The organism is Komagataeibacter europaeus LMG 18890 (assembly GCF_000285295.1).
GTDB classification, from domain to species: domain Bacteria; phylum Pseudomonadota; class Alphaproteobacteria; order Acetobacterales; family Acetobacteraceae; genus Komagataeibacter; species Komagataeibacter europaeus.
The window spans coordinates 12,426-37,413 of record NZ_CADP01000007.1; the positions used below are offsets into that span (position 1 = coordinate 12,426).

Below are 24,988 nucleotides of genomic sequence, written 5' to 3' on the forward strand. Positions count from 1 at the left end.
TGGCGGCAGGATTGCCCGAACCGCCGGGGATCAGGCATCCAGCGCCGCGGGTTCGGCACGGTCACGCTTGACCAGCAGCTTGTTCAGCGCATGGACATAGGCCCGCACGGCGGACACCAGCGTGTCGGCATCCGCACCCTGGCCATCAACCAGCTTGCCGCCTTCTTCCAGACGGACCGAAGTACGGGCCTGCGCATCGCTGCCTTCGGTCACGGCACCGACGGAATACAGCTGCAGGGTTGCGTCATGGGCGACAATGGCGCGGATGGCGTTGAACGCGGCGTCAACCGGCCCCTGCCCTTCGGCACGACCTTCCTCGCGCTTCCCGTCGACATCCAGCACCAGATCGGCGGTGGCCGGGCGACGGGAACCGGCGGTCACGTCCAGTGATACGAAGCGGATGCGGGCATGGTCGCGCACTTCGTCATCGACCAGCGCCACCAGATCCTCGTCGTAGATGACCTTCTTGCGGTCGGCCAGATCCTTGAAGCGTGAAAATGCCTCGTTGAACTGCGCTTCTTCCAGATTGTCGTAGCCCATCGCCTTCAGCTTGTCGCGGAAGGCCGCACGGCCCGAATGCTTGCCCAGCACCAGCGAGGAACGGGTCCAGCCCACGCTTTCGGGCGTCATGATCTCATAGGTCGCGGCGTTTTTCAGGATACCATCCTGATGGATGCCGCTTTCATGCGCGAACGCGTTGCGCCCCACGATGGCCTTGTTGGGCTGCACGTCAAAGCCGGTGATGGTGGCCAGCATGCGCGAGGTGCGCAGCAGGCGTTCGGTATGGATACCGGTGGTGAACGGCAGCACGTCATGGCGCGTGCGCAGCACCATGATGATTTCCTCCAGCGCCGCATTGCCCGCGCGTTCGCCAATGCCGTTGATGGTGCATTCCACCTGCCGTGCGCCTGCCTTCAGCGCCGCAACCGTGTTGGCCACGCCCAGGCCCAGATCGTTATGGTTGTGGGTGGAGAAGATCACCCCATCGGCGCCTGGCACGCGCGCGCGCAGGTCAGCAAAGATGCGGGCCATGTCTTCCGGCGTGGAATAGCCGACGGTATCGGGGATGTTGATGGTGGTGGCACCCGCGCGGATGGCGGTTTCCACACAGCGGCACAGGAAGTCGGGATCAGTGCGCGAGCCGTCTTCCGCCGACCATTCCACGTCATCGGTGAACTGGCGGGCGGCGCGGTTGCCTGCCTCGATCACTTCCAGAACCGTTTCGGGCTCCATGCGCAGCTTGTATTTCATGTGCAGCGGCGAGGTGGAGATGAAGTTGTGGATACGCCCGCGCCTTGCCGGCCGGATCGCCTCGCCCGCGCTGGCGATGTCATTCTTGCCACCGCTGCGCGCCAGTGCGCATACGACGGTGTCCTTCACCTTCTGCGCGATCTGGTAGACGCTGTCGAAATCCCCCTTGGACGCCACGGGAAAGCCCGCTTCCATCACGTCCACGCCCAGTTCCTCCAGCGCTTCGGCCATGCGCAGCTTTTCCGCGAGGTTCATGGAAAAACCGGGCGACTGCTCCCCATCACGCAGGGTGGTGTCGAAAATGATGACACGGTTGGGGTCGATACGGCCAAAGGAAGGATGGTCGATGCTCATGGTAATAACCTCGGACTTGGTCCTGTTGTGTGACGGGCGGTGGCACGGTTGTCGCGTGCCACTGTCATGCGTGTTCGCAAACCGGCGTGGGCCGGCCTGATCAATCCCCTGGGCGCACCGGCACGCGGCCGGCCCTGATCGCTCAGGGGCGGATAAGTCGAAGACGAAGAAGCCCGGCACCGGCACATGCGCGCGCGGACAGGTGCGCGTATGCGCCCGTTCCAGCCCCAGCAATGTGCGCTATCGTTACCATGGCGGGCACAATACAGGCCCGACCCCCGATTGCAACCGTAAAAGCACGCGCTTTCCCCATCACGCGGACGGGAGGCCGGACCGCCATGCCCCATCGCGCGCCACGTCAGCCCGTGGCATGGGTCACCATGCTGTCGGTTGCGAAATAGCGGTCGATCGCCTGCACCATCGCGCCCGCCACCACCATGCGGTGGGCGGCCTGGCGCAGGGCTGCTTCATCCATGTGGTTGGACATGAATCCCATCTCCACCAGGACGGAGGGGATATCGGCCGATTTCAGCACCACGAACGAGGCATGGCGCGCCGGATGCTGCAGCAGCCCGATGCGCGGGCGGAAAGCGGTGACGATGCTGCTGGCCATGTGGGCCGCCCCGTGGCGCGTTTCCTCGGTCACGAGGCTGGCGAGGATTTCCTGCACTTCGGGCGAATCCGCATGCACCTGCGGGCCACCATAACGGTCGGCGCTGTTTTCCGTGCGGGCCAGCGTGGCCGTCTGCCGGTCCGACGCCTTTGACGACAGGGTATAGACACTGGCCCCGCGCACGGCGCGGTTGGTCAGGGCATCGGCATGCATGGATATGAACAGCGACGCCTTGTGGCTATGGGCGATGTCCACCCGGACTTCCAGCGGGATGAAGCGGTCATCGGCGCGGGTCATCGCGACACGGTAACGCCCGCTGGCTTCAAGCTGGCGCTGCAGTTCGCTGGCCGCCGCTTCCGCCACATGCTTTTCATACGTACCGGAAATGCCGATCGCGCCAGGATCCTTGCCGCCATGGCCGGGGTCCAGCATGACCAGCGGCTTTGGCGGTGCCGCGCGGCCGACAATGGCCGGGGCATGCAGCGGCGCATGGGGCACGCGGCTGGCGGCATGATGGGTGGTTACGGCATGGGCCGGGACATGCGCCGCCACCCGCGCCAGTGCCGTCGTGGGCGCAAGCCCGGCCAGCCCCCCCACCAGCAGGCGCCGCGCCAGGTCGGGCACACGCCCGCCCGTGCCATCGTGTCGTGGCGTGGGCTGCAGGGCATCATTTCCATCCGGCCGGCCTTTGGGCATGCATCTTGTTCCGGTCAAAACAGTTACGGGTCTGTCCGCTTTCCTTATCATCGTACGGGCCGGTCGTCAGCGGGATAAACGCAAGGCCCCCTTGCAGGAATGGTTTCATTGCGCCATGCTGCCCAGCCGTGATGGACCACGCCAAGTCCGGCTGCCTTGCGGGCATGTCCGAAACGGACCGATGCCAGCAGGCATGACTTTCTCCATCCGGCATGCATCATGCATGCGCGGCATACGCTTACCGGTCTTACATACCGGCCACGCCACGGCGTGGGGGCACATGCCACGCACGACCTGACGCTGCCGCGCCGGTGTTCCCCATCGACAGGAAACCGGATGGCATACCAGTCGATACGGAAGGTCCCGCCCCGGCAATCAGGCCGGGCCGCGCCCTCCCCCAGTCATGACCGAGGATGGATTGAACACCACGCGGGTTTCTGCCGCACATGCGATGACACCATGCCCCACCGCGGGCGGCACGAATGCGCCGCGTCAACGCGGCAGGCATGGCCTGTCCGCCCGCGCGCCGCGCGGTGGTGTTCCGTCCGGGTCCGGTCGCCTGTTTTTTCATGTTTCTGTCCGTTCCCCCCGCCTCCCCCTGCCGCCACGGATCGCGCGCGCAGCCCGGATGCCGGAACGCGACATACCGGAGTGCGCCTATTTATGAGCAAACGCATGCTGATCGACACGACCCACGCGGAAGAAACCCGCGTGGTCGTGATGGATGGTAACCACCTGGAAGATTACGATGTTGAAGCTGCATCCAAGAAGCAGCTCAAGGGCAACATCTATCTGGCCAAGGTTATCCGCGTGGAACCCAGCCTGCAGGCTGCGTTCGTGGATTATGGCGGCAACCGCCACGGGTTCCTGGCCTTCAGTGAGATCCACCCCGATTATTACCAGATCCCCGTAGCCGACCGCGAAAAGCTGCTGGCGCTGCAGGAAGAGGAACGCCGCGCGGAAGAAGAACGCCGCGCGCGTGACGACGAGGAAGATGATGCCCCCGCCGCCACCGCCGAGGAAGGCGAGGAACCCGGCGAGGACGACGAGCCCGAAACCGTAGGCGGCGAAAACGACACCGGCGACGAAGCGCAGGCCCAGCGCCGCATCGCGCGCTTCCTGCGCAACTACAAGATTCAGGAAGTCATCCGCCGCCGCCAGATCCTGCTGGTGCAGGTGGTCAAGGAAGAACGCGGCAACAAGGGCGCTGCGCTGACCACATATGTCTCGCTGGCCGGTCGCTATTGCGTGCTCATGCCCAACTCGCTGCGTGGCGGGGGGGTTTCGCGCAAGATCACCTCGGTGGCCGACCGCCGCCGCCTGCGTGACATCATTACCGAACTGCAGATCCCGCGCGGCATGGCCATGATCGTGCGCACCGCCGGCGCCCAGCGCCCGCGCGCCGAAATCATGCGCGACTGCGAATACCTGCTGCGCCTGTGGGACGATATCCGCCAGCACACGCTGGAATCGGTGGCCCCCGCCCTGATCTATGAAGAAGCCAGCCTGATCAAGCGCGCCATCCGCGACATCTACACGCGTGAGGTCAGCGAGATCCTGATCGATGGCGAGCCGGGTTGGAAGTCCGCGCGTGAGTTCATGCGCATGCTCATGCCGCAGAACGCGCAGAAGGTACGGCTGTGGCAGGATCATGAACAGACCCTGTTCTCCCACTACAAGGTGGAGGGACTGCTGGATTCCATGCTGTCGCCGTCCGTGCAGCTGAAATCGGGTGGCTATCTGGTCATCAACCAGACCGAGGCGCTGGTCGCGATCGACGTGAACTCGGGCCGCGCCACGCGTGAGCGCAATATCGAGGAAACGGCGCTGCGCACCAACCTCGAAGCGGCCGAGGAAGTCGCCCGCCAGCTGCGCCTGCGTGACCTTGCCGGGCTGATCGTCATCGACTTCATCGACATGGAAAGCCGCAAGCACAACGGCATGGTCGAGCGCAAGCTGAAGGACGCGCTGCGCACTGACCGCGCGCGCATTCAGGTGGGCCAGATCTCGCATTTCGGCCTGCTGGAAATGTCGCGCCAGCGCCTGCGTCCCTCCATTGCCGAATCCGCCTTCATGCCCTGCCCGCACTGTCAGGGCACCGGCATCGTGCGCGGGATCGAAAGCTCGGCGCTGCACGTACTGCGCGCGATCGAGGAAGAGGGCATGCAGCGCAAGGCGGCGGAGATCGCCGTAGGCGTCGCGCCGGAAATCGCCTTCTACATCCTCAACCACAAGCGCAACTGGCTGTCGGAAATCGAAACCCGGCACAAGATGCAGGTCACCTTCGCCCCCGATGCCGCCCTGCAGCCGCAGGAATGCAAGATCGAGCGCGTGCGCCAGCAGACGGCCCGCTTCGATGCGCCGGTGGTCGAACAGGCTGTGGCTGAAACCAGCCATGTGCGTGAAATCCAGATCCAGGCCGAACCGCCAGGGGCGGAAACCCCGGCCGAAGCCGTCACGACCACGGATGAGGACGAGGATATCGCGTCAGGCACCGACCATCGTCGCCGTCGCCGTCGCCGCCGCCGTCGTGGCGCGGGCACACAGACCGCCCAGACGCAGGCAACCGGGGATACGGCACAGGAAGCACCCGCACCGGTCGCGCCTCCCGCGCCCGCCCCGGCTCCTGAAGCCTATCGTGGCCCCACCTCGGCTGATCCGTATGGCGATGCGATCATCGACATCTTTGACGTGATCGAACAGACGACCGCACCCAGCGAAGTGGTTGTGGAAGCCGATCCGGTGGTGGTCGAAGTGGAAGAAGCCGCCCCGGCCCCGGTGGCCGAGGAAGAAACCACCAAGCCACGCCGCACGCGTCGTCGTACGCGCCGTCGTACCACCCCGGTGGAAAACGAGGCGACGCCGGTTGCACAGGAAGCCGAGGCAACCCCGCCTGCCGTGGAAGTGGAAGCCGAACCCGAAGCTGCCCCCGCACCTGCGGAACCGGCAGCGGAAGAAGCGCCCAAGCCACGCCGCCGTCGTGCCAGCACGACCACCACGCGCCGCACCAGCACCCGCCGCAAGGCCGCTGATGAGGCTGTAGAGGCGGAACCGGCGGAAGAAAAGGCAACCGAGGAAGCAGCCCCCGCCAAGCCCGCGCGCAAGCGTGCGGCCAGCCGCAGCACGGGCACGACGGCCACCACGCGTCGCCGCACCACCCGCACGGCGGCAAAGGCCGCGGACAAGGTCGAGGAACCGGCAGTGGAAACGCCTGCCGCCCCGACCGAAGCCGAAGCCCCGGCCACGGAAGAAGCCCCCAAGCGTCGCCGCACCACGCGCCGCAAGAAGGCTGAACCCGCGCCGGAAGCGGAAGCTGCGCCAACCGTAGCCGAAACAGCGGACGCCGCACCGGAAAAGGCTGAAAAGCCCACCCCGAAAAAGCGGACCACAACCCGCAAGACGGCCACGACCACGACGGCAACCCGTCGCCGCCGCAAGAAGGCCGATGAGGAGGCTGAAACCACGGGTACCACGGCGGATGCCGCGCCGACCCCGATCGACGTGGACGCCGCACCAGCCACACGCCGTCGCACGGGATGGTGGAAGCGCTGATGACAGCGTGATGGATTGACCGGTGAAAAAAACCTGCCTTCGCAAGAAGGCAGGTTTTTTCATACCCGGACGGATCCCGATTTCCATCTGCGTTACAGATTTCTACCGAAATTTTTTGAAAAAATTGATACCCGGAAAATTCTATTACTTTTCCATCAATGCACCATGACCACGACTATCCCCTGCATGATCCCGTTGATGTAAAAACTGTACAGGTCAAAGGACTGAAGGATTTCGTGTTCCGGATCACCTTGGAAGAAAAAGTCCATCCGGTCCGGGTTGATGCCGGAATCGTTTGTCTTTTTCCGCACACCCGGCAGGGAATGGCGCTGGCCATGCCAGTTTTACTGACAGGCACGGCCAACAATAAAGGTTTTCAGGTGCTGCCTTTTCAGGCAGGCGGCGTTCTGGCGGCGCTTCTTTACGACTGACCGCCATCCGGCAGGGCGGGCGCGGTTTCCCAGCCGGGACCGATAATGGCGGCACTGCGCCGACCCAGCCCGTCATTGCGCAGGACAATCATGTTCTGCTCCTCCAGATAGGCCAGTTGCCGCCGGGCACGTCCCAGGGAATGGGTGCCATAGGTGCGGGCAATCAGGCTGTCGGACGGACAGGGTTCACCATGCAGGGCGGCGCGCGCGATCAGCAGGAAGATGCCCTGCACGTCATCAGGCAGCACGCCTGCCATCTGTTCGGCCTGCCGCCACTGCCCGCTTTCCGCCGTGCGGGCATCCACACCGGCCTTGGCGACCGCCAGCAGGCGGCGGAAGCGCGGCATGTCCAGCGCATCACGGCCCATGCCCTCGATCCGGCAGCGGACGAGAAAATCCTGATACAGCACATGTACGGGACGAAAACCCGCATCCTCGTCGCGCAGGATATCGGTCAGTATCTCGATAAAGCGCAGCCGCTGGGCCGCCGCGTCGACAGGCGGGGCATCCGGCTCCTCCTCCGCCACGTCCACCGTCGCGGTTTCGGCGTGGGCCGCCAGTTGGGACAGGATATCGGGCGGCGGGCTGAAACTGCGCGCGGGACGGGCCGGGATCTCGCGTTCGGGCACGGGGGTCAGGATCAGTTCACGGATCTCGTCCCCCGCTGGCACCGGCTCGAACGGCATGAGCGTGGGACCGGCCGAACGGCTCTCGGTTTCCACCGGGCCGATCTTCACGGCCAGTGGCCTGCGGGATATGGCGGGACCGAGGGCCACGAAATACCCGCGTTCAAGGTCACGGAAACTTTCGGCCTGCCGCCGTTCCATGCCCAGCAGGTCGGCCGCCCTCATCATGTCGATATCAAGGAAAGTGCGGCCCATGAGAAAGTTCGAGGCCTCGGCCGCGACATTCTTCGCCAGCTTGGCCAGGCGCTGGGTCGCGATCACCCCGGCCAGCCCCCGCTTGCGCCCACGGCACATGAGGTTGGTCATGGCGCCAAGCGAGGCCCGGCGCGCTTCGTCCGATACCTCGCCCGCCGCCGCAGGTGCAAAAAGCTGGGCTTCATCCACCACGACCAGCACGGGGTACCAGTAATCACGCGGCACCTCGAACATGCCGCCAAGGAAGGCGGCGGCGCGGCGCATCTGCACCTCCGCATCCACGCCCTCAAGGTTCAGCACGACGGAGGCCCGGTGCATCCGCATCCGCTCCCCCGCCGCCTGCAATGCGGCTTCGGTATGTTCGGCGGCGTCAATGACCAGATGGCCGTAGCGTTCGGCTATGCTGACAAAATCGCCCTCGGGGTCGATGATCGCCTGCTGCACCATGCGCGCGGACTGTTCCAGCAGGCGACGCAGCAGGTGCGACTTGCCCGACCCGGAATTGCCCTGCACCAGCAGGCGGGTGGACAGCAGTTCCGCCAGGTCCATCGTCACGGGGGCATCCGTCGCCATGGCCCCGCGCCGTTCACCAATCGTGATCGCAACACTCATGGCGCTGACGGATACCGCCCGCGCTGCGAGTCACGCAACCATTCCCATGCGCCCTGTCCCGCCATGCGCCCGGTCGCGATGCAGCCCTGCAGCAGATAACCGCCGGTCGGGGCCTCCCAGTCCAGCATTTCACCGGCGGCGAAAACACCGGGCAGCGCACGCAGCATGAAATGTTCGTCCAGCGCGGGCCACGCGATTCCACCAGCCACCGAAATGGCGCGGTCCAGCGCCGCGGGCGCACGCAGCACCACCGGCACGGCCTTGACCAGACGGGCCAGGGCCGCAGGATCGCGCGGCGGTGGTCCCACATCGCCCTCACGCAGCAGGGCGATGGCCACGGGCGGAAGCCGCAGTGCCTTGCGCAGGGTGTTGGACAGGCTTTCGCGCGAACGCACGCGGGCGATCCGGGTGGCGATTTCCGTCACGTCCAGCGCGGGCCGCAGGTCGACATGAACCAGCGCATGGCCATCACGGGCAATCCGGTCGCGAATCGCAGCCGACAGGGCATAGACCGCGCCGCCTTCAATTCCCGCGCCGGTCACCACGGCCTCCCCACGCACCGTGTCACCCCCATCCAGCGTCAGTGCTATCCCCCGCAGCGGCGTGCCCGCAAAACGCGTGGTGAACGGCGCACGCCACCCGGTTACGAAGCCACAATTGGCGGGGGCAAAGGGCGATACATCAACACCCAGCCCCAGCAGGCGCGCCCGCCATGCGCCATCTGCCCCCAGCCGCGCCCAGCTTGCCCCGCCCAGCGCCAGCACCGTGGCGTTGACCCGCCACGATGCCGGGCCACCGGGACCTGATACAAGCAGCCTGCCATCCGCGTCCCAGCCATCCCAGCGGTGGCGCGTCAGCAGTCGCACGCCAGCGGCGGCAAGCCGCGCCAGCCACGCCCGCAACAGCGGCGACGCCTTCATGGCGCGCGGAAAGACACGTCCGCTACTGCCGGTAAAACAGGGTTGGCCCAGCCCTTCGGCCCACTGCACCATGTCGCGCGGGGCAAAGGCCCGCAGGGCGCGTTCCATCATCGGGCGCGCGGCGCCATAGCGGGCGGCAAAGGCGTCGGCCGGTTCGGAATGGGTCAGGTTGAGCCCCCCCCGCCCGGCAATGAGCAGCTTGCGCCCCATGGTGGGCATCTGTTCCACCACGCTGACGCCGCACCCGTGCGCGGACAGGATTTCGGCTGCGGCAAGGCCCGCGGGCCCACCGCCAATGACCGCGACGTGCGGCCTGAAAACGAATTCGGTCATCAGATGATATAATCGATCGGCGGCAGCATCTGGTCCATGGTGAAGGCGGGCAGGCTGGAATGCCGCGTGCCCACGATACGGGCGGGGTTGCCCACCACGGTGGTGTAGGGGGGCACGGATTCCAGCACGATGGAGCCAGCGCCGACCTTGGCCCCCTCGCCAATCTCGATATTGCCCAGGATCTTGGCCCCTGCCCCGATCAGCACGCCCCGGCGTACCTTGGGGTGGCGGTCGCCCACGTTCTTGCCTGTCCCCCCAAGGGTCACGCCCTGCAGCAGGGACACGTCATCCTCCAGCACCGATGTCTCGCCTATGACGATACCCGTGCCGTGGTCCAGCAGGATACGCCGTCCCAGCGTTGCCGCAGGATGGATATCAACGGCAAACAGTTCGGAACACCGGCTTTGCAGGTGCAGGGCAAGGTAGCTGCGGTTGTTGTGCCACAGCCAGTGCGCCACGCGGTAGCTCTGCACCGCGTGATAACCCTTGAAGAACAGGAAGGGGGTCACGTAATTGGCCGTGGCCGGGTCGCGTTCACGAATGGCGACAAGGTCGGCCGCCGCCGCGCTGACGATATCGGGGTCGGCGTCGAATACCTCGCTAACCAGTTCGGCCAGCGCGTCATCCGCAACCGAACGGTCCCCCAGCTTGCGACCGATCAGGGCCGCCAGGGCACAGCGGAAGGACGCATGGTTGCGGATGCCAGTGGCCAGCAGCCCCTTGACCAGCGGGTCATTGCACCCGCACGCGCCATTCACGATTTCCTGCCACAGCGCGACAGGGTCCACATGCCCCAGCGTGGGCGGCATGACGGGACGCGTGCGTGTATCCATGGGAATGCCAGCAGGCTGCTTTTCAGACATAAGCCATCCGTTCCGGCCCTTGGGCCCAGTTATTCGTCGCGATCCCCGTTTTACAGGCCCATGGCGTGACGGGCAAAGCCGCGGCGCAGCGGGGTGATGCGGTTGACGGTCGCAAGCCCCACGTCGCGCGCAAGGCGCAGGACCGGGTTGTCGTTGCCAAACAGCCGTTCCAGCGCATCGGTCGCCACCAGCATGAGCATGTTGGCGGGACGGCAGCGGGCCTGGTACCTGCGCAGCACATCCGCAGCCCCAACGTCCCCGCCACCGGCATGCACGCGGCCCAGAATATCGGCCATGGCAATCACGTCACGGAAACCGAGGTTCAGCCCCTGCCCCGCAATGGGGTGGATGCCATGCGCCGCGTCCCCCACCAGGGCGAGGCGCGTGTCAACATAACGCTGCGCGTACTGCGCCGAAAGCGGATAGACCCACCGCCGCCCCACCGGGTTGACCGCACCCAGCCAGTCATCACCCATGCGGCGGCGGATTTCGTGCGCGAAGGCATCATGCGGCAGGTCCGCCAGGCGATGGGCGACCTTCTCGCTTTCGGTCCAGACAAGGGCGGACAGGTTCGGGTGTTCGGCCGTGCCCGCCATGGGCAGCTGCGCGAACGGACCGGCAGGCAGGAAATGTTCCAGCGCGCGGCCTTCATGCGGGCGTTCATGGGCCACGGCGCAGACGATGCCGCACTGGTTGTAGGGCAGGCGCGTAACCGCGATGCGGGCCTGTTCGCGCAGCGGGCTGCGCCGCCCCTCGGCCGCGACGACCAGACGCGCATGGATGACCCGCCCGCTGGCGGTGCGGATGACCGCACCATCGGGACTGCGGGTCACGACCCCTTCGTCAGGGGCGAAAACATGCAGGCCGGGCGTTGCGTGCAGGCTTGCGTTCAGCGCCACGCGCAGGGCGCGCGCCTCGATCATCGCGCCAAAGGGCTGGTCGGCATCGCCGCGCCCGAATTCCAGGAACAGGGGCGACGGCGGCTGTCCCGGCCGGCCGTCGGTCACGCGGATTTCGCGAATGTCGCACGATTCCATGGGCAGGCGCTGCCACACGCCCGCTTCTTCCAGCAGGCGGCGTGAACCCGCGGCAATGGCATAGGCGCGGCCATCGAAGGCGGGATGTTCCATCGGCGGCAGGGCCGCGCGGTCAATGATCGCGACCTTCAGGCCATCAGCAGCCAGACGGCAGGCAAGTGTCGCGCCCACCGGTCCAGCCCCCACGATGCAGACATCGACCTCAAGGGGCCCGGGCGCGGTGTGGGATGGCATGTTCGCGGTCATTTCGTTTCCTGTTCTGGCCCGTGCGGGCAGGGACGGCAAGCCTGCCGGATTTACGCCGCTCCACGGTAAAGACACAAGCGCGCTTAACACATCTGGTGCGCGAAGGCGGATGACATGCATCATCCGATCAGGGTATAGACGGAACGTTACTTTATCTTTCACACACGGTCAGCCCGGCCGGACAGCAGAAATGGAGACGCGGTGAGATGAAGCTTGTCACAGCCATCATCAAGCCTTTCAAGCTCGACGATGTGCGTGAGGCCCTGACCCCGTTGGGGATACAGGGGCTGACCGTATCGGAAGTCAAGGGCTTTGGCCGGCAGAAAGGCCAGACCGAAATCTATCGCGGGGCGGAATATCACGTCAGCTTCCTGCCCAAGATCAAGATCGAGGTCGCCGTGACCGACGACCTGGTTGAACAGGCGGTGGAAACGATCCTGGAAGCCGCCCATACCGGCAAGATCGGTGACGGCAAGATCTTCATTTCCCCCCTCGACAGCGTCATCCGCATCCGCACGCGCGAAACCGGCGACAGCGCGCTGTAAACCGCGTGTCTTTTACAACCGTCATTTCAGGACCGACCCACTCAATGGCCACATCATTCCGTTTCAAGGTCGCAACCGCGTCCGTACTTGCCCTTGCCCTGTCCACCGGCGCCGCACATGCGCGCGAAACCTCCAAGTCGTGTCACCAGAAATTCGCTACCGCCCGCACCGCAGGCACGCTGAACGGGCAGAGCTACAAGGATTTCAAGACCGCCCAGTGCGGCGATGCCGCCACCCCGGAGACCAAGGCCGCTGAAACAGCAGCCCCTGCGGCCAGCCCTGCCGCCGCCCCTGCCCCCAAGGCGACGGCCCCGGCGGCGGCCCCCGTATCCACCAGCGCGACGCTGCCCGATGCCGTTTCCGCGAAATACAGCAAGGAAGCCGCAGGCAAGGCGCGCATGCACACCTGCCTTGACCAGTACAACGCCAACAAGGCCGCCAACGCCAATGGCGGCCTGCGCTGGATCCAGAAGGGCGGCGGATACTACAGCGTGTGCAACGCCAAGCTGAAGGGCTGATCCACCCCGATCACCCCGACGATTATTCCAGGCCCGGCGGACCATGCCGGGCCTGATTTGTGGGAGACTGCCTGAAAAGTCCGCCTTTGGGACATCTTGCAATCATCCACGAAAGTTTCCGGGTAGCACCGTCTTCTAGCAACAGAGGCCGCGCCCGGGAATTTCTGTCTTCCAGTCAGTCCCTTATCTGCTGGCCTGCCGTGGCGTGGGCCGGATGAATATCTGGTTGGTAGCATAGGATATCCACACCTGATGGGTGGCGAACCAGTCCGATCCCAGCAACATTTCCAGATGTTCGCGTAGCGGCGCCACGGTCAGCGTGACATTGCGCTCCAGCTCATGGCCAACCTGCAGGCTGTCGAAGCGGTGCCAGTGATAGATATCCTTGTGCCCGTCCACGCTGGCGGTCACGCCGCCGGGATCGCGGTCAAGCTGTGACTGGCTGACACCGGCGCGGCGTGCGACCTCTGGCGAGACGATGCGTGAACGCGCACCACTATCCAGCAGGGCCGTGACCGGCCTGCCATCCAGCTTCACTTCCAGCAGGAAACGGTTGTCCTGCCTGTGCAGCGGCACGGTTTCATACGGCCCGTCCCATGCCGGTGGCGGCGCGCAGGCCATGGATCGATGCTGGATGTTCCACAATGTCAGCATGCCGGCGGACACGTTCATATCCAGATCGAATCGCGACAGGATATCGCCCCCCAGCAGTCCGGCCACGGGGGGATGGATCATCGGCTGGCCCGGCAGTTCGCCCACCGGCACCGAACGCGCGCCGAAATCGACGCCACCCACCCGCAGATCCGGCACCAGGGCGTTCGGCGTCGCCTGCGCCATCCCGCCCGTACCATGAATGACGGTTTCATGGTCGGGATCAAGCCGCAGCCGCAGGTAGCCAACCATGTCAGGTGTCAGCAGGCCACCATCCGATCCCGTATCCACCAGCGCGCTAAGGTCATGGCCCGCAATGCTGACGACAATGGACAGGTACCCCCCGTCATCACGCAGCGGTACCTGCGCCACGCGTTCATGGTTGCACAGGCGCGGCACCGTATCCTGTGCCGCCACAGCCGATGTGGCCGACAGGCTGGCAACCCCCATGGCGGCGGCAAGTCCCCATGCCGCAAGCCATGCACGCATTCCCGCCACTACGCCAGTCGCCCGGCCATGGTGTCGGTTGCATCCAGCAGGGCGGACAGGATACCCGGCTCGGTCATGGCATGGGCCGCGGTATCTATGATCCGGAAATCCGCCTCGGGCCATGCGCGGTGCAGATCCCACGCGGTGCGCATGGGCGTGGTGACGTCATAGCGCCCCTGCACGATAATGGCGGGGATATCCCGGATACGGCCGACATCACGGATCAGCTGTCCTTCATCCAGCCATCCGGCATTGATGAAATAATGGTTCTCGATACGCGAAAACGCCAGCGCGTAACGTGGGGCGGCATGCTGGATGATGGTGTCGGACGCGGGCAGCAGGGTAATGGTGCGTCCCTCCCACACACTCCACGCAACGGCGGCTTTCATCTGCACCTCCGGGTCCGGGCCGGTCAGCCGCCGGTGATAGGCCGCCATCAGGTCGCCGCGTTCATCGGGCGCAATGGGGGCGACAAACTGCTCCCACAGGTCGGGAAACAGCCATGACGCGCCATCCTGATAATACCACAGCAGTTCCGCCCGACGCAGGGTGAAGATGCCACGCAGCACCAGCGCGCTGACGTGGTCGGGATGCGCCTGTGCATAGGCCAGCGCCAGCGTTGACCCCCACGACCCGCCAAACACCATCCATTTTTGCGCCCCCGTCATGACGCGCAGCCGTTCGATATCCGCCACAAGATGCCATGTCGTGTTGTTGGCAAGGGCGGCATGCGGGGTCGATCGCCCGCAGCCACGCTGGTCAAACAGCAGGATGCGGTAGCGGTCGGGGTCGAACATCTGGCGCTGGAAAGCCGAACAGCCGCCACCGGGACCGCCATGCAGGAACACCACCGGAATGCCATCGGGATTGCCGCACAGTTCCCAGTAAATGCGGTGTCCCTCGCCCGTATCAAGCCAGCCGTGGTCGTAAGGGGCGATCGGGGGATAGGGAAACCGCTGGGACATGGGCAATCCTGTTCATCGTGCAGTATCGGGCGGGGTATCGGTGGCATGGGGATGCGCCCGTGTCCAGACATCCATAAGCCTGGCTTCGTCCGCCAGCGTATAGCGCTGCGTGGTGGACAGGCTGGCATGGCCCAGCAGATCCTGTATCACGCGCAGGTCGGCGCCCCCTTCCATAAGGTGGGTGGCAAACGAATGCCGCAGGGCATGCGGGGTTGCATGTTCGGGCAGGCCCGCCATGTGCCGCCATGTCCGCATGGCGCGCTGGGCGATGCCCGCCTGCAGGCGTCCCCCACGCACGCCGACGAACAATGGCGCATCGGGCTGCGGCAGCGGATGCACGCCCCGCCAGCGCAACAGCGCCTGCATGACCTGCGGCAGCACCGGCACCATGCGTTCCTTCCCGCCCTTGCCCCGTATGCGCAGCACACCATCGCCCTTCGTGCCATCGCCAAGTGTGCCAGCCTGATCCAGATCGCGCACATCCAGCGTCAGGGCTTCGGAAATACGCAGGCCACAGCCATACAGCAGCATGAACAATGCCCCGTCGCGCACCTGCGCCATGGGGGTATGGGCGATATCGGATACCCCTTCGGGTACCTCCAGCGCCTGTGCCTGCGGCAGCGGGCGGGGCAGCGGGCGACGCGTGCGCGGCGTGGCCAGCAGACCCGGCGCCGGATTGTCGACACCATGATAGCGCGCCAGATAACGGTAAAAGGACCGCAGCGCCGAAACCCGGCGCGCGCGTGTCCGCGCGGCGCGGTCCTGCGTGGTGGGGCGGCGACCACCCAAGGCTGCGGCATGTTCATGGGCCAGCCATGCGCGCAGGTCGGTCAGGGACAGGCCCGCCAGCGCCCCCAGATCCGGCTCCGCGCCCAGATGCGTGGTCAGGAATGCAAGGAACCGGTCCAGATCCCCCCGATAGGCCACAAGCGTCAGGTCCGCGGCACGGCGCTCGGTTTCCATCCATTGCAGGAACGCGTCACGTGCTTCGGTTGCCATCATGTCCTGCGCCCTTTCATTCCGTCGCCATGTAACCTTGGACATTACCTGAAAATAACGCATTGATAAAAAATAATAAAAGTTTCCAGGCGATGCCTTTCCGGAAAATGCTGCACCAAAAACCTTCCCGGTTTTTTCCGGCCATTTCACAAGCAGGCTTTTCAGACAGTCCCTTCCGACGATGTGTGCGCCCTACGCAAATGATGGACAAGACACGGGCGATGCCTGACGGTAGAAAAACACATGCCGCATCGCAATGCTTCACAACCGGACCTGCTGCCCGCCCCTGCCGATGGACGGGTGCGGGTCATGCTGACCCTGCCCTTTGCCGGGCCGCTGGACTATCTGCTGCCGCCCCGCCTGGCCGGTGTGCAACCCGGTGATATCGTAAGCGTGCCACTGGGCCGCCGCACCGAAACGGGGGTGGTCTGGGACGCGACATCGCGCCTGCCCCCCGAATTCACCCTGCCGCCTCAAAAAGAAGTGGCGACCGCACGCCTGAAACCCGTTGCCGCGCGGCTTGACCTGCCGCCCCTGCCCGCGCAGTTGCGGCAGTTCGTGGACTGGGTGGCGGCCTATACCCTTTCCCCGCCGGGCATGGTGCTGGCCATGGCGTTGCGGGCCAACGCGCTGGCCCCGCTGCCGCGTCCCGCAACCGGGTGGGCCGTGGTCCCGGCGCTTCCCACGGATCTGCGCCTGACGCCAGCACGGCACAAGGTGCTGGATATTGCCGCCGAAGGCTCCCCCCTGACCACGACGGAACTGGCCCGCCGCGCGGGCGTGGGTGCCGCCGTGATACGCGGGCTGGCGCAGGCCGGTGCGTTGCAGGCGGTTGAAATCGCCCCGCCGCCACCGTTCAGTAATCCCGATCCCGCGCATTGCCCCCCGATGCTGGAGGGTGATCAGGCGACCGTCGCCACCGAACTGCGCGCCCGCGTGGCGGAGAACGGATTTTCCATCACCCTGCTGGAAGGGGTAACCGGGTCAGGCAAGACCGAGATTTACATGGAGGCCATAGCCGCCTGTATCGCAGCGGGGCGGCAGGCGCTGGTGCTGCTGCCAGAAATCGCGCTGTCGGCCCAGTGGACCGGACGGTTTGCCCGCCGCTTCGGCGCGGAACCCGCCCTGTGGCATTCCGACCTTGGTTCCCGCCTGCGCCGTGTGACATGGCGGGCGGTGGCCGATGGCACGGCGCGGGTCGTGGTCGGGGCGCGATCGGCGCTGTTCCTGCCGTTCGACCAGCTTGGCCTGATCATTGTCGATGAGGAGCACGAAACCGCCTTCAAGCAGGAAGACGGCGTGACCTACCACGCCCGCGACATGGCGGTGGTACGCGCGCGCATGAGCCGGGCCCCCGTGGTGCTGGTCTCGGCCACCCCCAGCCTTGAAAGCCTGGCCAATGTCGGCGCGGGCCGGTACCGGCACCTGAAGCTGGGGGCACGCCACGGCAATGCCAGCATGCCGGATGTGGAAACGCTGGACATGCGCGCGGACCCGCCCGAACGCGGGCTGTTCCTGTCGCCCGTGCTGACCGGCGCGATCAATGATGCGATCGGGCGCGGGGAACAGGCGATGCTGTTCCTCAACCGCCGCGGCTATGCGCCGCTGACGCTGTGCCGCACCTGCGGCCACCGCATGCAGTGCCCCAACTGCACCGCATGGCTGGTGGAACACCGCGCGCGCCATATCCTGACCTGTCACCATTGCGGGTATGACGAACCCATTCCCCAGACCTGCCCCAAATGCGCCGATGCCGACAGCCTGACCCCCATCGGCCCCGGCGTGGAGCGGATAACGGAAGAAGCCCGCGCCACCTTTCCCGATGCGCGGATACTGGTCATGGCCAGCGATACGCTGAATGGCCCCTCCGCCACCGCCGCCGCCGTGGAGCGCATCGCCCGGCGCGAGATCGACCTGGTGATCGGCACGCAGATCGTGGCCAAGGGCTGGCATTTCCCGCACCTGACGCTGGTGGGAATCGTGGATGCCGATCTGGGCCTGGGGGGTGGCGACCTGCGCGCGTCCGAGCGCACGGTGCAGCTATTGCACCAGGTCGCGGGCCGCGCGGGCCGTGCCGAGGCACCGGGCCGCGTGCTGCTGCAAAGCTACGTGCCCGACCACCCGGTCATGCAGGCGCTGGTATCGGGCGATTTCGCAAGCTTCATGGAACAGGAAGCCGAACAGCGCCGTCCCGGCTTCTGGCCCCCTTATGGGCGGCTGGCCGCCCTGATCGTCAGCGCGGAAGCACCCGATGCGGCGGACCTGACCGCGCGCGCGCTGGGCCAGAACGCGCCCCGGATGGACGGCGTGCAGGTGCTGGGCCCCGCCCCCGCACCACTGGCCATCCTGCGTGGGCGGCACCGCTTTCGCCTGCTGCTGCGCGCGCGGCGCAATATCGCGGTGCAGCCGATCGTGCGTGAATGGCTGTCGCGCGTAAAGCCTGAGCGCGGGGCGCGGATCGATGTGGATATTGATCCGGTCTCGTTCCTGTAAATTACTTAAAAAATAAAGGTTTTTGGGTGCCGCCTTTTTTCAAAAAGGCGACGTTCCCTGAAGCTTTTTGAAAAAAGCTTCACCAAAAACTTTTATCCGTTTTGGTTCACTGCGCGTCGGTCGCGTGCGTCATGCCACGCTGCATGGTCCCATCAACCGGGCGGCCGGCCAGCGACAGGGCCACGGCCTCGGCAATGCGGGTGCCGTCAATCCCCGCCGACAGGATGCCACCGGCATAACCCGCCCCTTCACCCGCCGGGAACAGGCCGCGCATGTTCACGCCCTGCCCGTCCACCCCGCGCGGGATGCGCAGGGGAGAGGACGTGCGCGTCTCCACCCCGGTCATGATGGCGTCACGCATGGAAAAGCCCGGTATCTTGCGTTCGAACGCGGGCAGCGCCTCACGCATGGCGGTCACCGCGAATTCCGGCAGGCAGAGCGCGAGGTCGGTCGGCGTGACACCGGGCCTGTAGGACGGCACGACATCGCCCAACGCGGTCGAGGGCCTGCCGTCAAGGAAATCCCCCACCGTCTGGGCCGGGGCGAAATAGGCGCCGCCACCGGCTTCGAACGCCTTGCGCTCCCACTCACGCTGGAACGCGATACCGGCCAGCGGGCCGCCGGGATAATCGCGTTCCGGCGTCACGCCGACCACGATGCCCGCATTGGCGTTGCGTTCGGCGCGGGAATACTGGCTCATGCCATTGGTCACCACCTGCCCCACTTCCGACGTGGCCGCGACCACCGTGCCACCGGGACACATGCAGAACGAATAGACCCCGCGCCCGTTGGCCGCATGGTGCACCAGCCTGTAATCGGCCGCCCCCAGCAACGGCACGGTGTCGGGCTGGCCATAACGGGCGGTGTTGATGATGGATTGCGGATGTTCGATCCGCACGCCGATTGAAAACGGCTTGGCCACCATGTCCACGCCCGCCGCATGCAGGGATGCAAAGGTGTCGCGCGCGCTGTGGCCAATCGCCAGCACGACATGGCCTGCCGCGATTTCATCCCCGTCCGCCAGGCGCAGGGCAGCGATACGCTGGCCACCCGCGCCATCGTCCTGCGTTACGAAATCGGTCACATGCGCGCCAAAACGGTATTCGCCACCAAGTGCCTCGATCTCGGCGCGGATACGCTCCACCATCGAGACAAGGCGGAAGGTGCCGATATGGGGACGGGAAAGATAGAGGATTTCCTCCGGCGCGCCCGCACGCACGAATTCCGCCAGCACCTTGCGCCCGTAATGCCGGGGGTCGCTGACCTGGCTGTACAGCTTGCCGTCCGAGAACGTTCCCGCCCCCCCTTCGCCAAACTGCACGTTGCTTTCGGGGTTCAGGATGGATTTGCGCCACAGGGCGAAAGTATCGACCGTGCGCTCACGCACCACCTTGCCGCGTTCGAGCACCAGCGGACGCAGCCCCATCTGCGCCAGCACCAGGGCCGCCATCAGCCCGCATGGCCCCGCCCCGATCACCACCGGCCGCACGAATCCGGCCATCCGCGCCATGGCCGGACCATCATCCACCACGAAACGATAGGACGTATCGGGGGCAGGCATGATATCACGCGCGCCGTCATGCGCAGCGAGGACAGCGGCTTCATCCCGCACGGCGCAGTCCACCGTATAGACCAGCATGATACGGTGCCTGCGGCGGGCGTCATGCCCGCGACGGAATATGGTCACGTCACTGATGTCCATGACAGGCACACCCAGCCGGTCGGCCACGGCCTGCGTCAGGGCAGCGTCGTCATGGTCGATGGGCAGGCGCAGTTCGGTCAGTCGGATCATCGGGTCGCGTTTCCATGGCAGTGAGGCCGTCGCGATGCCATATCACGCCGGCCCCATGCACAAAATGCGCTAAGTGCTGGTGACGTGCCGCAACCTTCTGCTAGGAAGGCGGCACGCTTTCAATCCCACTGCTGAATGGATGCTGCCCCATGGGTGAGTGCCAGCATAACCATGGCGACCATGACGGCCATGGGCACAACCACGATCATGGCCATGACGCCCACAACGCCCACAGCCCCGATGGTCATGCGGGCCATGGTCACGACGACCATGACGGACATGACCATGCAGGTCACGACTGCGGGCACGACCATGGCGGGCTGTTTGGCCACCACCATGTCCACACGCCTGCATCCTATGGCCGGGCGTTTGCCATCGGCATCGCGCTCAACCTTGTCTATGTCATCGGGGAAGCGGCGTGGGGCGTGCGCAGCCATGCGCTGTCGCTGCTGGCGGATGCGGGGCACAACCTGTCGGACGTGCTCGCCCTGGGCGCTGCGTGGCTGGCGGAAATCCTGTCGCGCCGTTCACCCAGCCGCGATTTCACGTACGGGCTGCGCCGGTCATCCATCCTTGCCGCCCTGGGCAATGCGGTGGCCCTGCTGGTCGTGACCGGGGGCATCATGTGGGAAGCCGTGCTGCGCCTGATCCACCCGCACCCGGTGGCCGGTGTCGCAGTAATGGTGGTCGCGGGCATCGGCATTGCGGTCAACGGGGCAACGGCCATGCTGTTCGCCAGCGGCGGCAAGACGGACCTGAACCTGCATGGCGCGTTCCTGCACATGGCGTCGGATGCGCTGATGTCGCTGGCGGTGGTGGCCGGTGGCGGGCTGATCCTGATGACGGGATGGCTGCGAATCGACCCCATCATCTGCCTTGTCGTGTCGCTGTCCATTATCATGGCGACATGGTCGCTTTTGCGGGATTCGCTGGACATGGCGCTGGACCGCGTGCCGCGTGGCATCAACGCGGCGCAGGTGGATGCCTTCCTGCGCACCCTGCCCGGCGTATGCGACCTGCATGACCTGCATATCTGGCCGATCAGCACCACCGAAACCGCGCTGACGGTCCATCTGGTACGCAGCGCCTGTGAAAACGGCCACCCTGCCGACGGGCTGCTGAACCGCGCGGCGCATGAACTGCGTGAGCGCTTTGGCATCGTCCATCCCACGTTCCAGATCGAAACGCTGAACGACGCGGATCACTGCGTCCTTGCCGACGCCCGCACCGTCTAGGTCCAACGAGTTTCCTGCCCGACATGTTTTCCAATACCAACACCAAGATACGCGCGGCCTGGTGCAGCGTGGTGGTCAGCATCATCGCGCTGGGCATGAAATACGCCGCATGGCGGGTGACGGGCAGCATCGCGCTGTATTCCGATGCGATCGAGACGATCATCAACGTGGTTTCCGCCGTGGCGGGACTGTGGGCGCTGCGGGTGGCCAGCCTGCCGCCCGACCACAACCATACCTATGGCCATTACAAGGCCGAGTACCTGTCCGCCGTGGCGGAAGGGGTGCTGGTGGTCATTACCGCCATTACCATCGCGCATGAGGCATGGATCGGTTTCATGCACATGCACCCGCCCGAGGATTCGCTGCTGGGCATTTCGCTCAATGGCGGGGCGGGGCTGCTCAACCTGGGGTGGGGGCTGTTCCTCATGCGCATGGGGCGGGCGCACCATTCCCCCGCCCTTGTGGCCAGCGGGCATCATGTGCTGTCCGATGTCTGGACGTCTGCCGTGCTGATTGGCGGCTTCATCCTGATCCCGCTGACGGGGTGGCTGTGGCTGGACCCGCTGCTGGCCGCGCTGATCTCGCTCAACGTGCTGCGCACGGGCTGGGACATGATGCGTACCTCCATCGCGTGGCTTATGGACGAAGCCCCCGATTCCGGGACGCTGGCGGAAATCCGCTCCATCATTTCCCACACTGCCACCGGCGCGATGGAAGCCCACGACATCCGCGCACGTATCGTGGGCGCCATGACATTCATCGAATTTCACCTTGTGGTGCCCGGCACCATGAGCGTAGAGGACGCCCATCATATCTGCGACCGGATCGAGAACGGCCTGCGCGCGGGTCTGGGCGATGCGCTGATCAACATTCACGTCGAACCCGAACGCAAGGCCAAGCATACCGGCGTACTGGTCCTGCCGTGATCTGATCCCGGTTGCCTGCGCCCGACCGGAAAAACGTAGGCCGGACGTGCCGCAGATGGCCGTCCGGGTTGCGATAAATGCTGCCCTTGTCCCGCAACCGGACTGTCCCCGCCCGGTTTTAACTGTCAGTGCCGTTGCTGAAAGTAGATGACCGGTAATGCGAACCGACCTTACTGAAATCCGCAGGAAGCACATGCGCCACCTGCGTCGTTCCGCCCGCATCACGACCGAGCAGTGGCGGCGCANNGCGTGCTGGGCGGCCGCCGTGGTGGTCGGTGTGGTTGCGGTGGGTTTCGCCATGGCGGCGGACGCGGCGGCCACGGTGCGCAACCATATCATCGGCATCAGCCCATGGATCATGCTGGCGCTTACGCCGGGGGGGCTGGCGCTGTCCACGTGGCTGACGCGCACATGGTTCCGTGGCGCGCAGGGCAGCGGCATTCCCCAGACCATCGCGACGCTGCACCTTGAAAACTTCGCCATCATCGACCGGCTGCTGTCGCTGCGGGTGGCGGCGGGCAAGATCCTGCTGACCACGCTGGGGCTGGTGGCTGGCGCCTCCATCGGGCGCGAGGGGCCAAGCGTGCAGATCGGCGCCGCCATCATGCATGCCTGCGGGCGGTGGCTGAACCTGTCCACCATCAGCATGCGCCGCGGGCTGATCCTGGCGGGTGGGGCATCGGGCGTATCGGCGGCGTTCAATACGCCGCTGGCCGGCATCGTGTTCGCGATCGAGGAACTCAGCCACTCATTCGAACAGCGCACCAGCGGCACCATGCTGACGGGGGTGATCCTGTCGGGCGTGACTGCCATCGCGCTGGTGGGAAACTACAGCTATTTCGGCCATACCGACGTGGTGGTGCCGATCGGCATAAGCTGGATCGCGGTACCCACCTGCGGCATCCTTGGCGGGATCGGGGGCGGCGTGTTTTCGGCCATCCTGATCCGGGCCACGCGTGGCCTGCCCGGCGGGGTGGGGCGCTTTGCCCGTGGCAGACCGATGGCGTTTGCCGCGACCTGCGGGCTGTTGCTGGCGATCATCGGCATTGCATCGGACGGCATCACCTACGGCACCGGCTATGAACAGGCGCATGAAATCATTGAAGGCAAGACGCATTATCCCGCATCCTTCTTCATCCTGAAATTCATCGCCACCATCATTTCCTACTGTTCGGGCATTCCGGGGGGACTGTTCGCGCCCTCGCTGGCCATCGGGGCGGGGTTTGGCGGATGGGTGGCGCAGTTCCTGCCGCACACCACGCCGGGGGCCGTGGTGCTGCTGGGCACGGTCGCCTATTTTTCCGCCGTGGTGCAGTCGCCACTGACCGCATCGGTGATCGTCATGGAAATGTGCGACAACCAGCAGGTGACGCTGGCGCTGCTGGCCACGTCATTCCTTGCCTATGGCGTCTCGCGCATGATCTGTTCGCAGCCGCTTTACGCGGCCCTGGCCGAAGCATTCCTTGACGGCATGGCCTCGGCCCCCAGGCCCCCCGTGGCGACGCCACGGCCGCCGCCTGCATCGCCGCTACCTGCCGCGCGCTGACAGCACGCGTTCATACAGCGCAAGCCACTGCGCGGTTACGGCCTGGCGGGTAAAATGCGCTTCGTAATCCCGCCTGCCGCCTGCGACGATCCGCGCGGCCAGTGCCGGGTCGTCCAGCACGCGCTGCATGGCGGTGGCCAGCGCGGGCGCTTCATCAATGGGCACCAGCATGCCATTATCCCCGTCGCGCACATGCGCGCGCGGCCCGGCGGCCGCACACGCCACCAGCGGCACATCCGCCGACCAGGCATCCAGAATGACAGTGCCAAAAGGCTCATAACGCGACGGCAGCACGCATATGTCCGCCGCCGCCAGCAAAGCTCCCCGATCCGAACGCCAGCCCAGGAAATGCACCCGGTCCGCAATACCCAGACGGGCCGCCTGGGCCGCAAGGGCCGCCTTCAGTTCCCCTTCCCCCGCCAGCCACACATGGCAGCGCGGCAGCAGGGGCAGCGCATCCAGCAGCGTTTCCAGTCCCTTGGCCGGATGCAGCCGCGACAGCACCAGCAACACCGGCGCATCATCTGGCGTATCCAGCGACTGGCGGGAAACCGGCGCCTGCGGCATGACGGAGGGAAAGGTCGGCACATAGGCCACCCGGTCAGGTGGCGCGCCCCGTTCGCGCATGGATTCGGCCATATCCGGCGTGCATCCCACGAACCAGTCGCAATGCGCAAACGGGCGCAGATCCTTGTAATTGCCAAACCAGCCAATGACGGGAACACCCGTATGCGCCGGCACCAGTTCTGCCGCCCGGCGCAGCCAGCAATGGATCAGGTCGGGCTGCATGCGTTCGATCAGGCGATGCAGCGCATGGCGGATCAGGGGACGCAGGGGCAGGCGCAGCGGGCCTGTTTCCACCGCCATGCCCGCATGCCGCAGTTCCCTGCTGCGGGGGGCGGCAGGATGCATGACCACGCGTTGCGTCAGTCCCGCCATGTGCAGGCTGAGCATGACATCGGTGGAATACAGTTCAGCCCCACCATTGCCCCGGGCGGCCATGATATGAAGTACGCGCATAACGCCCCGCAATTCATGAA

Annotated in this window: 20 protein-coding genes; 8 read left to right on the forward strand and 12 right to left on the reverse strand. The window is 65.7% G+C overall.

Going from position 1 to position 24,988, the window contains the following annotated elements:
- Positions 1-30 precede the first annotated feature (30 nt).
- The 3 genes from GEU01_RS04510 to GEU01_RS26180 form a co-directional block, all read right to left on the reverse strand.
- Positions 31-1,605, reverse strand: a complete 1,575-nt coding sequence (locus tag GEU01_RS04510; protein WP_010507201.1) for a 2-isopropylmalate synthase — start codon at positions 1,603-1,605, stop codon at positions 31-33.
- A 358-nt stretch (positions 1,606-1,963) separates the two neighbouring features.
- Complete coding sequence (locus GEU01_RS04515; RefSeq protein WP_019085110.1) at positions 1,964-2,914, reverse strand: N-acetylmuramoyl-L-alanine amidase family protein; 951 nt, start codon at positions 2,912-2,914, stop codon at positions 1,964-1,966.
- Between the two features lie 247 nt (positions 2,915-3,161).
- Complete coding sequence (locus GEU01_RS26180) at positions 3,162-3,485, reverse strand: hypothetical protein (RefSeq protein ID WP_182356866.1); 324 nt, start codon at positions 3,483-3,485, stop codon at positions 3,162-3,164.
- A 92-nt stretch (positions 3,486-3,577) separates the two neighbouring features.
- Between GEU01_RS26180 and GEU01_RS04530 the strand changes: the two genes are divergently transcribed.
- Both GEU01_RS04530 and GEU01_RS26185 read left to right on the forward strand, forming a co-directional pair.
- On the forward strand, positions 3,578-6,466 hold the full coding sequence (locus GEU01_RS04530; RefSeq protein ID WP_019085113.1) for an Rne/Rng family ribonuclease: 2,889 nt from the start codon (positions 3,578-3,580) through the stop codon (positions 6,464-6,466).
- A gap of 158 nt (positions 6,467-6,624) precedes the next feature.
- Positions 6,625-6,897 carry a hypothetical protein gene (locus GEU01_RS26185; protein ID WP_162136424.1) on the forward strand — a complete coding sequence of 91 codons (273 nt, stop codon included), beginning with the start codon at positions 6,625-6,627 and terminating at the stop codon, positions 6,895-6,897.
- Here GEU01_RS26185 and GEU01_RS04545 read toward each other — a convergent pair.
- The 4 genes from GEU01_RS04545 to GEU01_RS04560 all read right to left on the reverse strand — a co-directional run bounded on the left by GEU01_RS04545 (position 6,888) and on the right by GEU01_RS04560 (position 11,789).
- The gene (locus tag GEU01_RS04545; protein WP_019085116.1) at positions 6,888-8,390 is read right to left on the reverse strand and encodes an ATP-binding protein; all 1,503 of its coding nucleotides are present in this window, start codon (positions 8,388-8,390) and stop codon (positions 6,888-6,890) included. The genes GEU01_RS26185 and GEU01_RS04545 overlap by 10 nt on opposite strands.
- Positions 8,387-9,643, reverse strand: a complete 1,257-nt coding sequence (locus GEU01_RS04550; RefSeq protein WP_019085117.1) for a TIGR03862 family flavoprotein — start codon at positions 9,641-9,643, stop codon at positions 8,387-8,389. Before GEU01_RS04550 ends, GEU01_RS04545 begins: the two co-directional genes overlap by 4 nt.
- Complete coding sequence (gene cysE / locus GEU01_RS04555; protein ID WP_231289803.1) at positions 9,643-10,452, reverse strand: serine O-acetyltransferase; 810 nt, start codon at positions 10,450-10,452, stop codon at positions 9,643-9,645. Before cysE ends, GEU01_RS04550 begins: the two co-directional genes overlap by 1 nt.
- 104 nt (positions 10,453-10,556) lie before the next feature.
- A complete protein-coding gene (locus tag GEU01_RS04560) occupies positions 10,557-11,789 on the reverse strand; it encodes a UbiH/UbiF/VisC/COQ6 family ubiquinone biosynthesis hydroxylase (RefSeq protein WP_010507215.1) in 1,233 nt (410 codons plus the stop codon).
- A gap of 206 nt (positions 11,790-11,995) precedes the next feature.
- Here GEU01_RS04560 and GEU01_RS04565 point away from each other — a divergent pair, with 206 nt between their 5' ends.
- Complete coding sequence (locus GEU01_RS04565; protein ID WP_010507216.1) at positions 11,996-12,334, forward strand: P-II family nitrogen regulator; 339 nt, start codon at positions 11,996-11,998, stop codon at positions 12,332-12,334.
- Between the two features lie 44 nt (positions 12,335-12,378).
- Positions 12,379-12,852 (forward strand): hypothetical protein, encoded by a 474-nt coding sequence (locus tag GEU01_RS04570; protein WP_019085118.1) that lies wholly within the window; start codon positions 12,379-12,381, stop codon positions 12,850-12,852.
- 183 nt (positions 12,853-13,035) lie between these two features.
- Here the strand turns inward: GEU01_RS04570 and GEU01_RS04575 are convergent, their stop codons facing one another.
- The 3 genes from GEU01_RS04575 to GEU01_RS04585 are packed head-to-tail and all read right to left on the reverse strand — an operon-like array spanning position 13,036 to position 15,959.
- Positions 13,036-13,992 (reverse strand): retroviral-like aspartic protease family protein, encoded by a 957-nt coding sequence (locus GEU01_RS04575; RefSeq protein WP_019085119.1) that lies wholly within the window; start codon positions 13,990-13,992, stop codon positions 13,036-13,038.
- An 8-nt stretch (positions 13,993-14,000) separates the two neighbouring features.
- Positions 14,001-14,957, reverse strand: a complete 957-nt coding sequence (gene pip / locus GEU01_RS04580; protein WP_019085120.1) for a prolyl aminopeptidase — start codon at positions 14,955-14,957, stop codon at positions 14,001-14,003.
- Between the two features lie 12 nt (positions 14,958-14,969).
- Complete coding sequence (locus GEU01_RS04585) at positions 14,970-15,959, reverse strand: tyrosine recombinase XerC (protein ID WP_026018500.1); 990 nt, start codon at positions 15,957-15,959, stop codon at positions 14,970-14,972.
- Positions 15,960-16,199: 240 nt separating this feature from the next.
- Here GEU01_RS04585 and GEU01_RS04590 point away from each other — a divergent pair, with 240 nt between their 5' ends.
- Entirely contained in the window at positions 16,200-18,449 is a 2,250-nt protein-coding gene (locus tag GEU01_RS04590) for a primosomal protein N' (RefSeq protein ID WP_019085122.1), read from the forward strand.
- Between the two features lie 106 nt (positions 18,450-18,555).
- Here GEU01_RS04590 and GEU01_RS04595 read toward each other — a convergent pair whose 3' ends face one another.
- The gene (locus tag GEU01_RS04595; RefSeq protein WP_019085123.1) at positions 18,556-20,241 is read right to left on the reverse strand and encodes an NAD(P)/FAD-dependent oxidoreductase; all 1,686 of its coding nucleotides are present in this window, start codon (positions 20,239-20,241) and stop codon (positions 18,556-18,558) included.
- 149 nt (positions 20,242-20,390) lie between these two features.
- On the opposite strand from GEU01_RS04595, the gene GEU01_RS04600 reads away from it, so the two are divergent.
- The 3 genes from GEU01_RS04600 (at position 20,391) to GEU01_RS04610 (ending at position 23,948) form a co-directional block, all read left to right on the forward strand.
- Positions 20,391-21,476, forward strand: coding sequence for a cation diffusion facilitator family transporter (locus GEU01_RS04600; protein WP_026018501.1), 1,086 nt, complete (start codon positions 20,391-20,393; stop codon positions 21,474-21,476).
- Positions 21,477-21,499: 23 nt separating this feature from the next.
- Positions 21,500-22,402, forward strand: coding sequence for a cation diffusion facilitator family transporter (locus tag GEU01_RS04605; protein ID WP_019085126.1), 903 nt, complete (start codon positions 21,500-21,502; stop codon positions 22,400-22,402).
- A gap of 193 nt (positions 22,403-22,595) precedes the next feature.
- Positions 22,596-23,948, forward strand: coding sequence for a chloride channel protein (locus GEU01_RS04610; protein ID WP_019085127.1), 1,353 nt, complete (start codon positions 22,596-22,598; stop codon positions 23,946-23,948).
- Here the strand turns inward: GEU01_RS04610 and GEU01_RS04615 are convergent.
- On the reverse strand, positions 23,931-24,968 hold the full coding sequence (locus tag GEU01_RS04615) for a glycosyltransferase (RefSeq protein WP_019085128.1): 1,038 nt from the start codon (positions 24,966-24,968) through the stop codon (positions 23,931-23,933). The two genes, GEU01_RS04610 and GEU01_RS04615, sit on opposite strands and share 18 nt — an antisense overlap.
- Between the last annotated feature and the right edge of the window lie 20 nt (positions 24,969-24,988).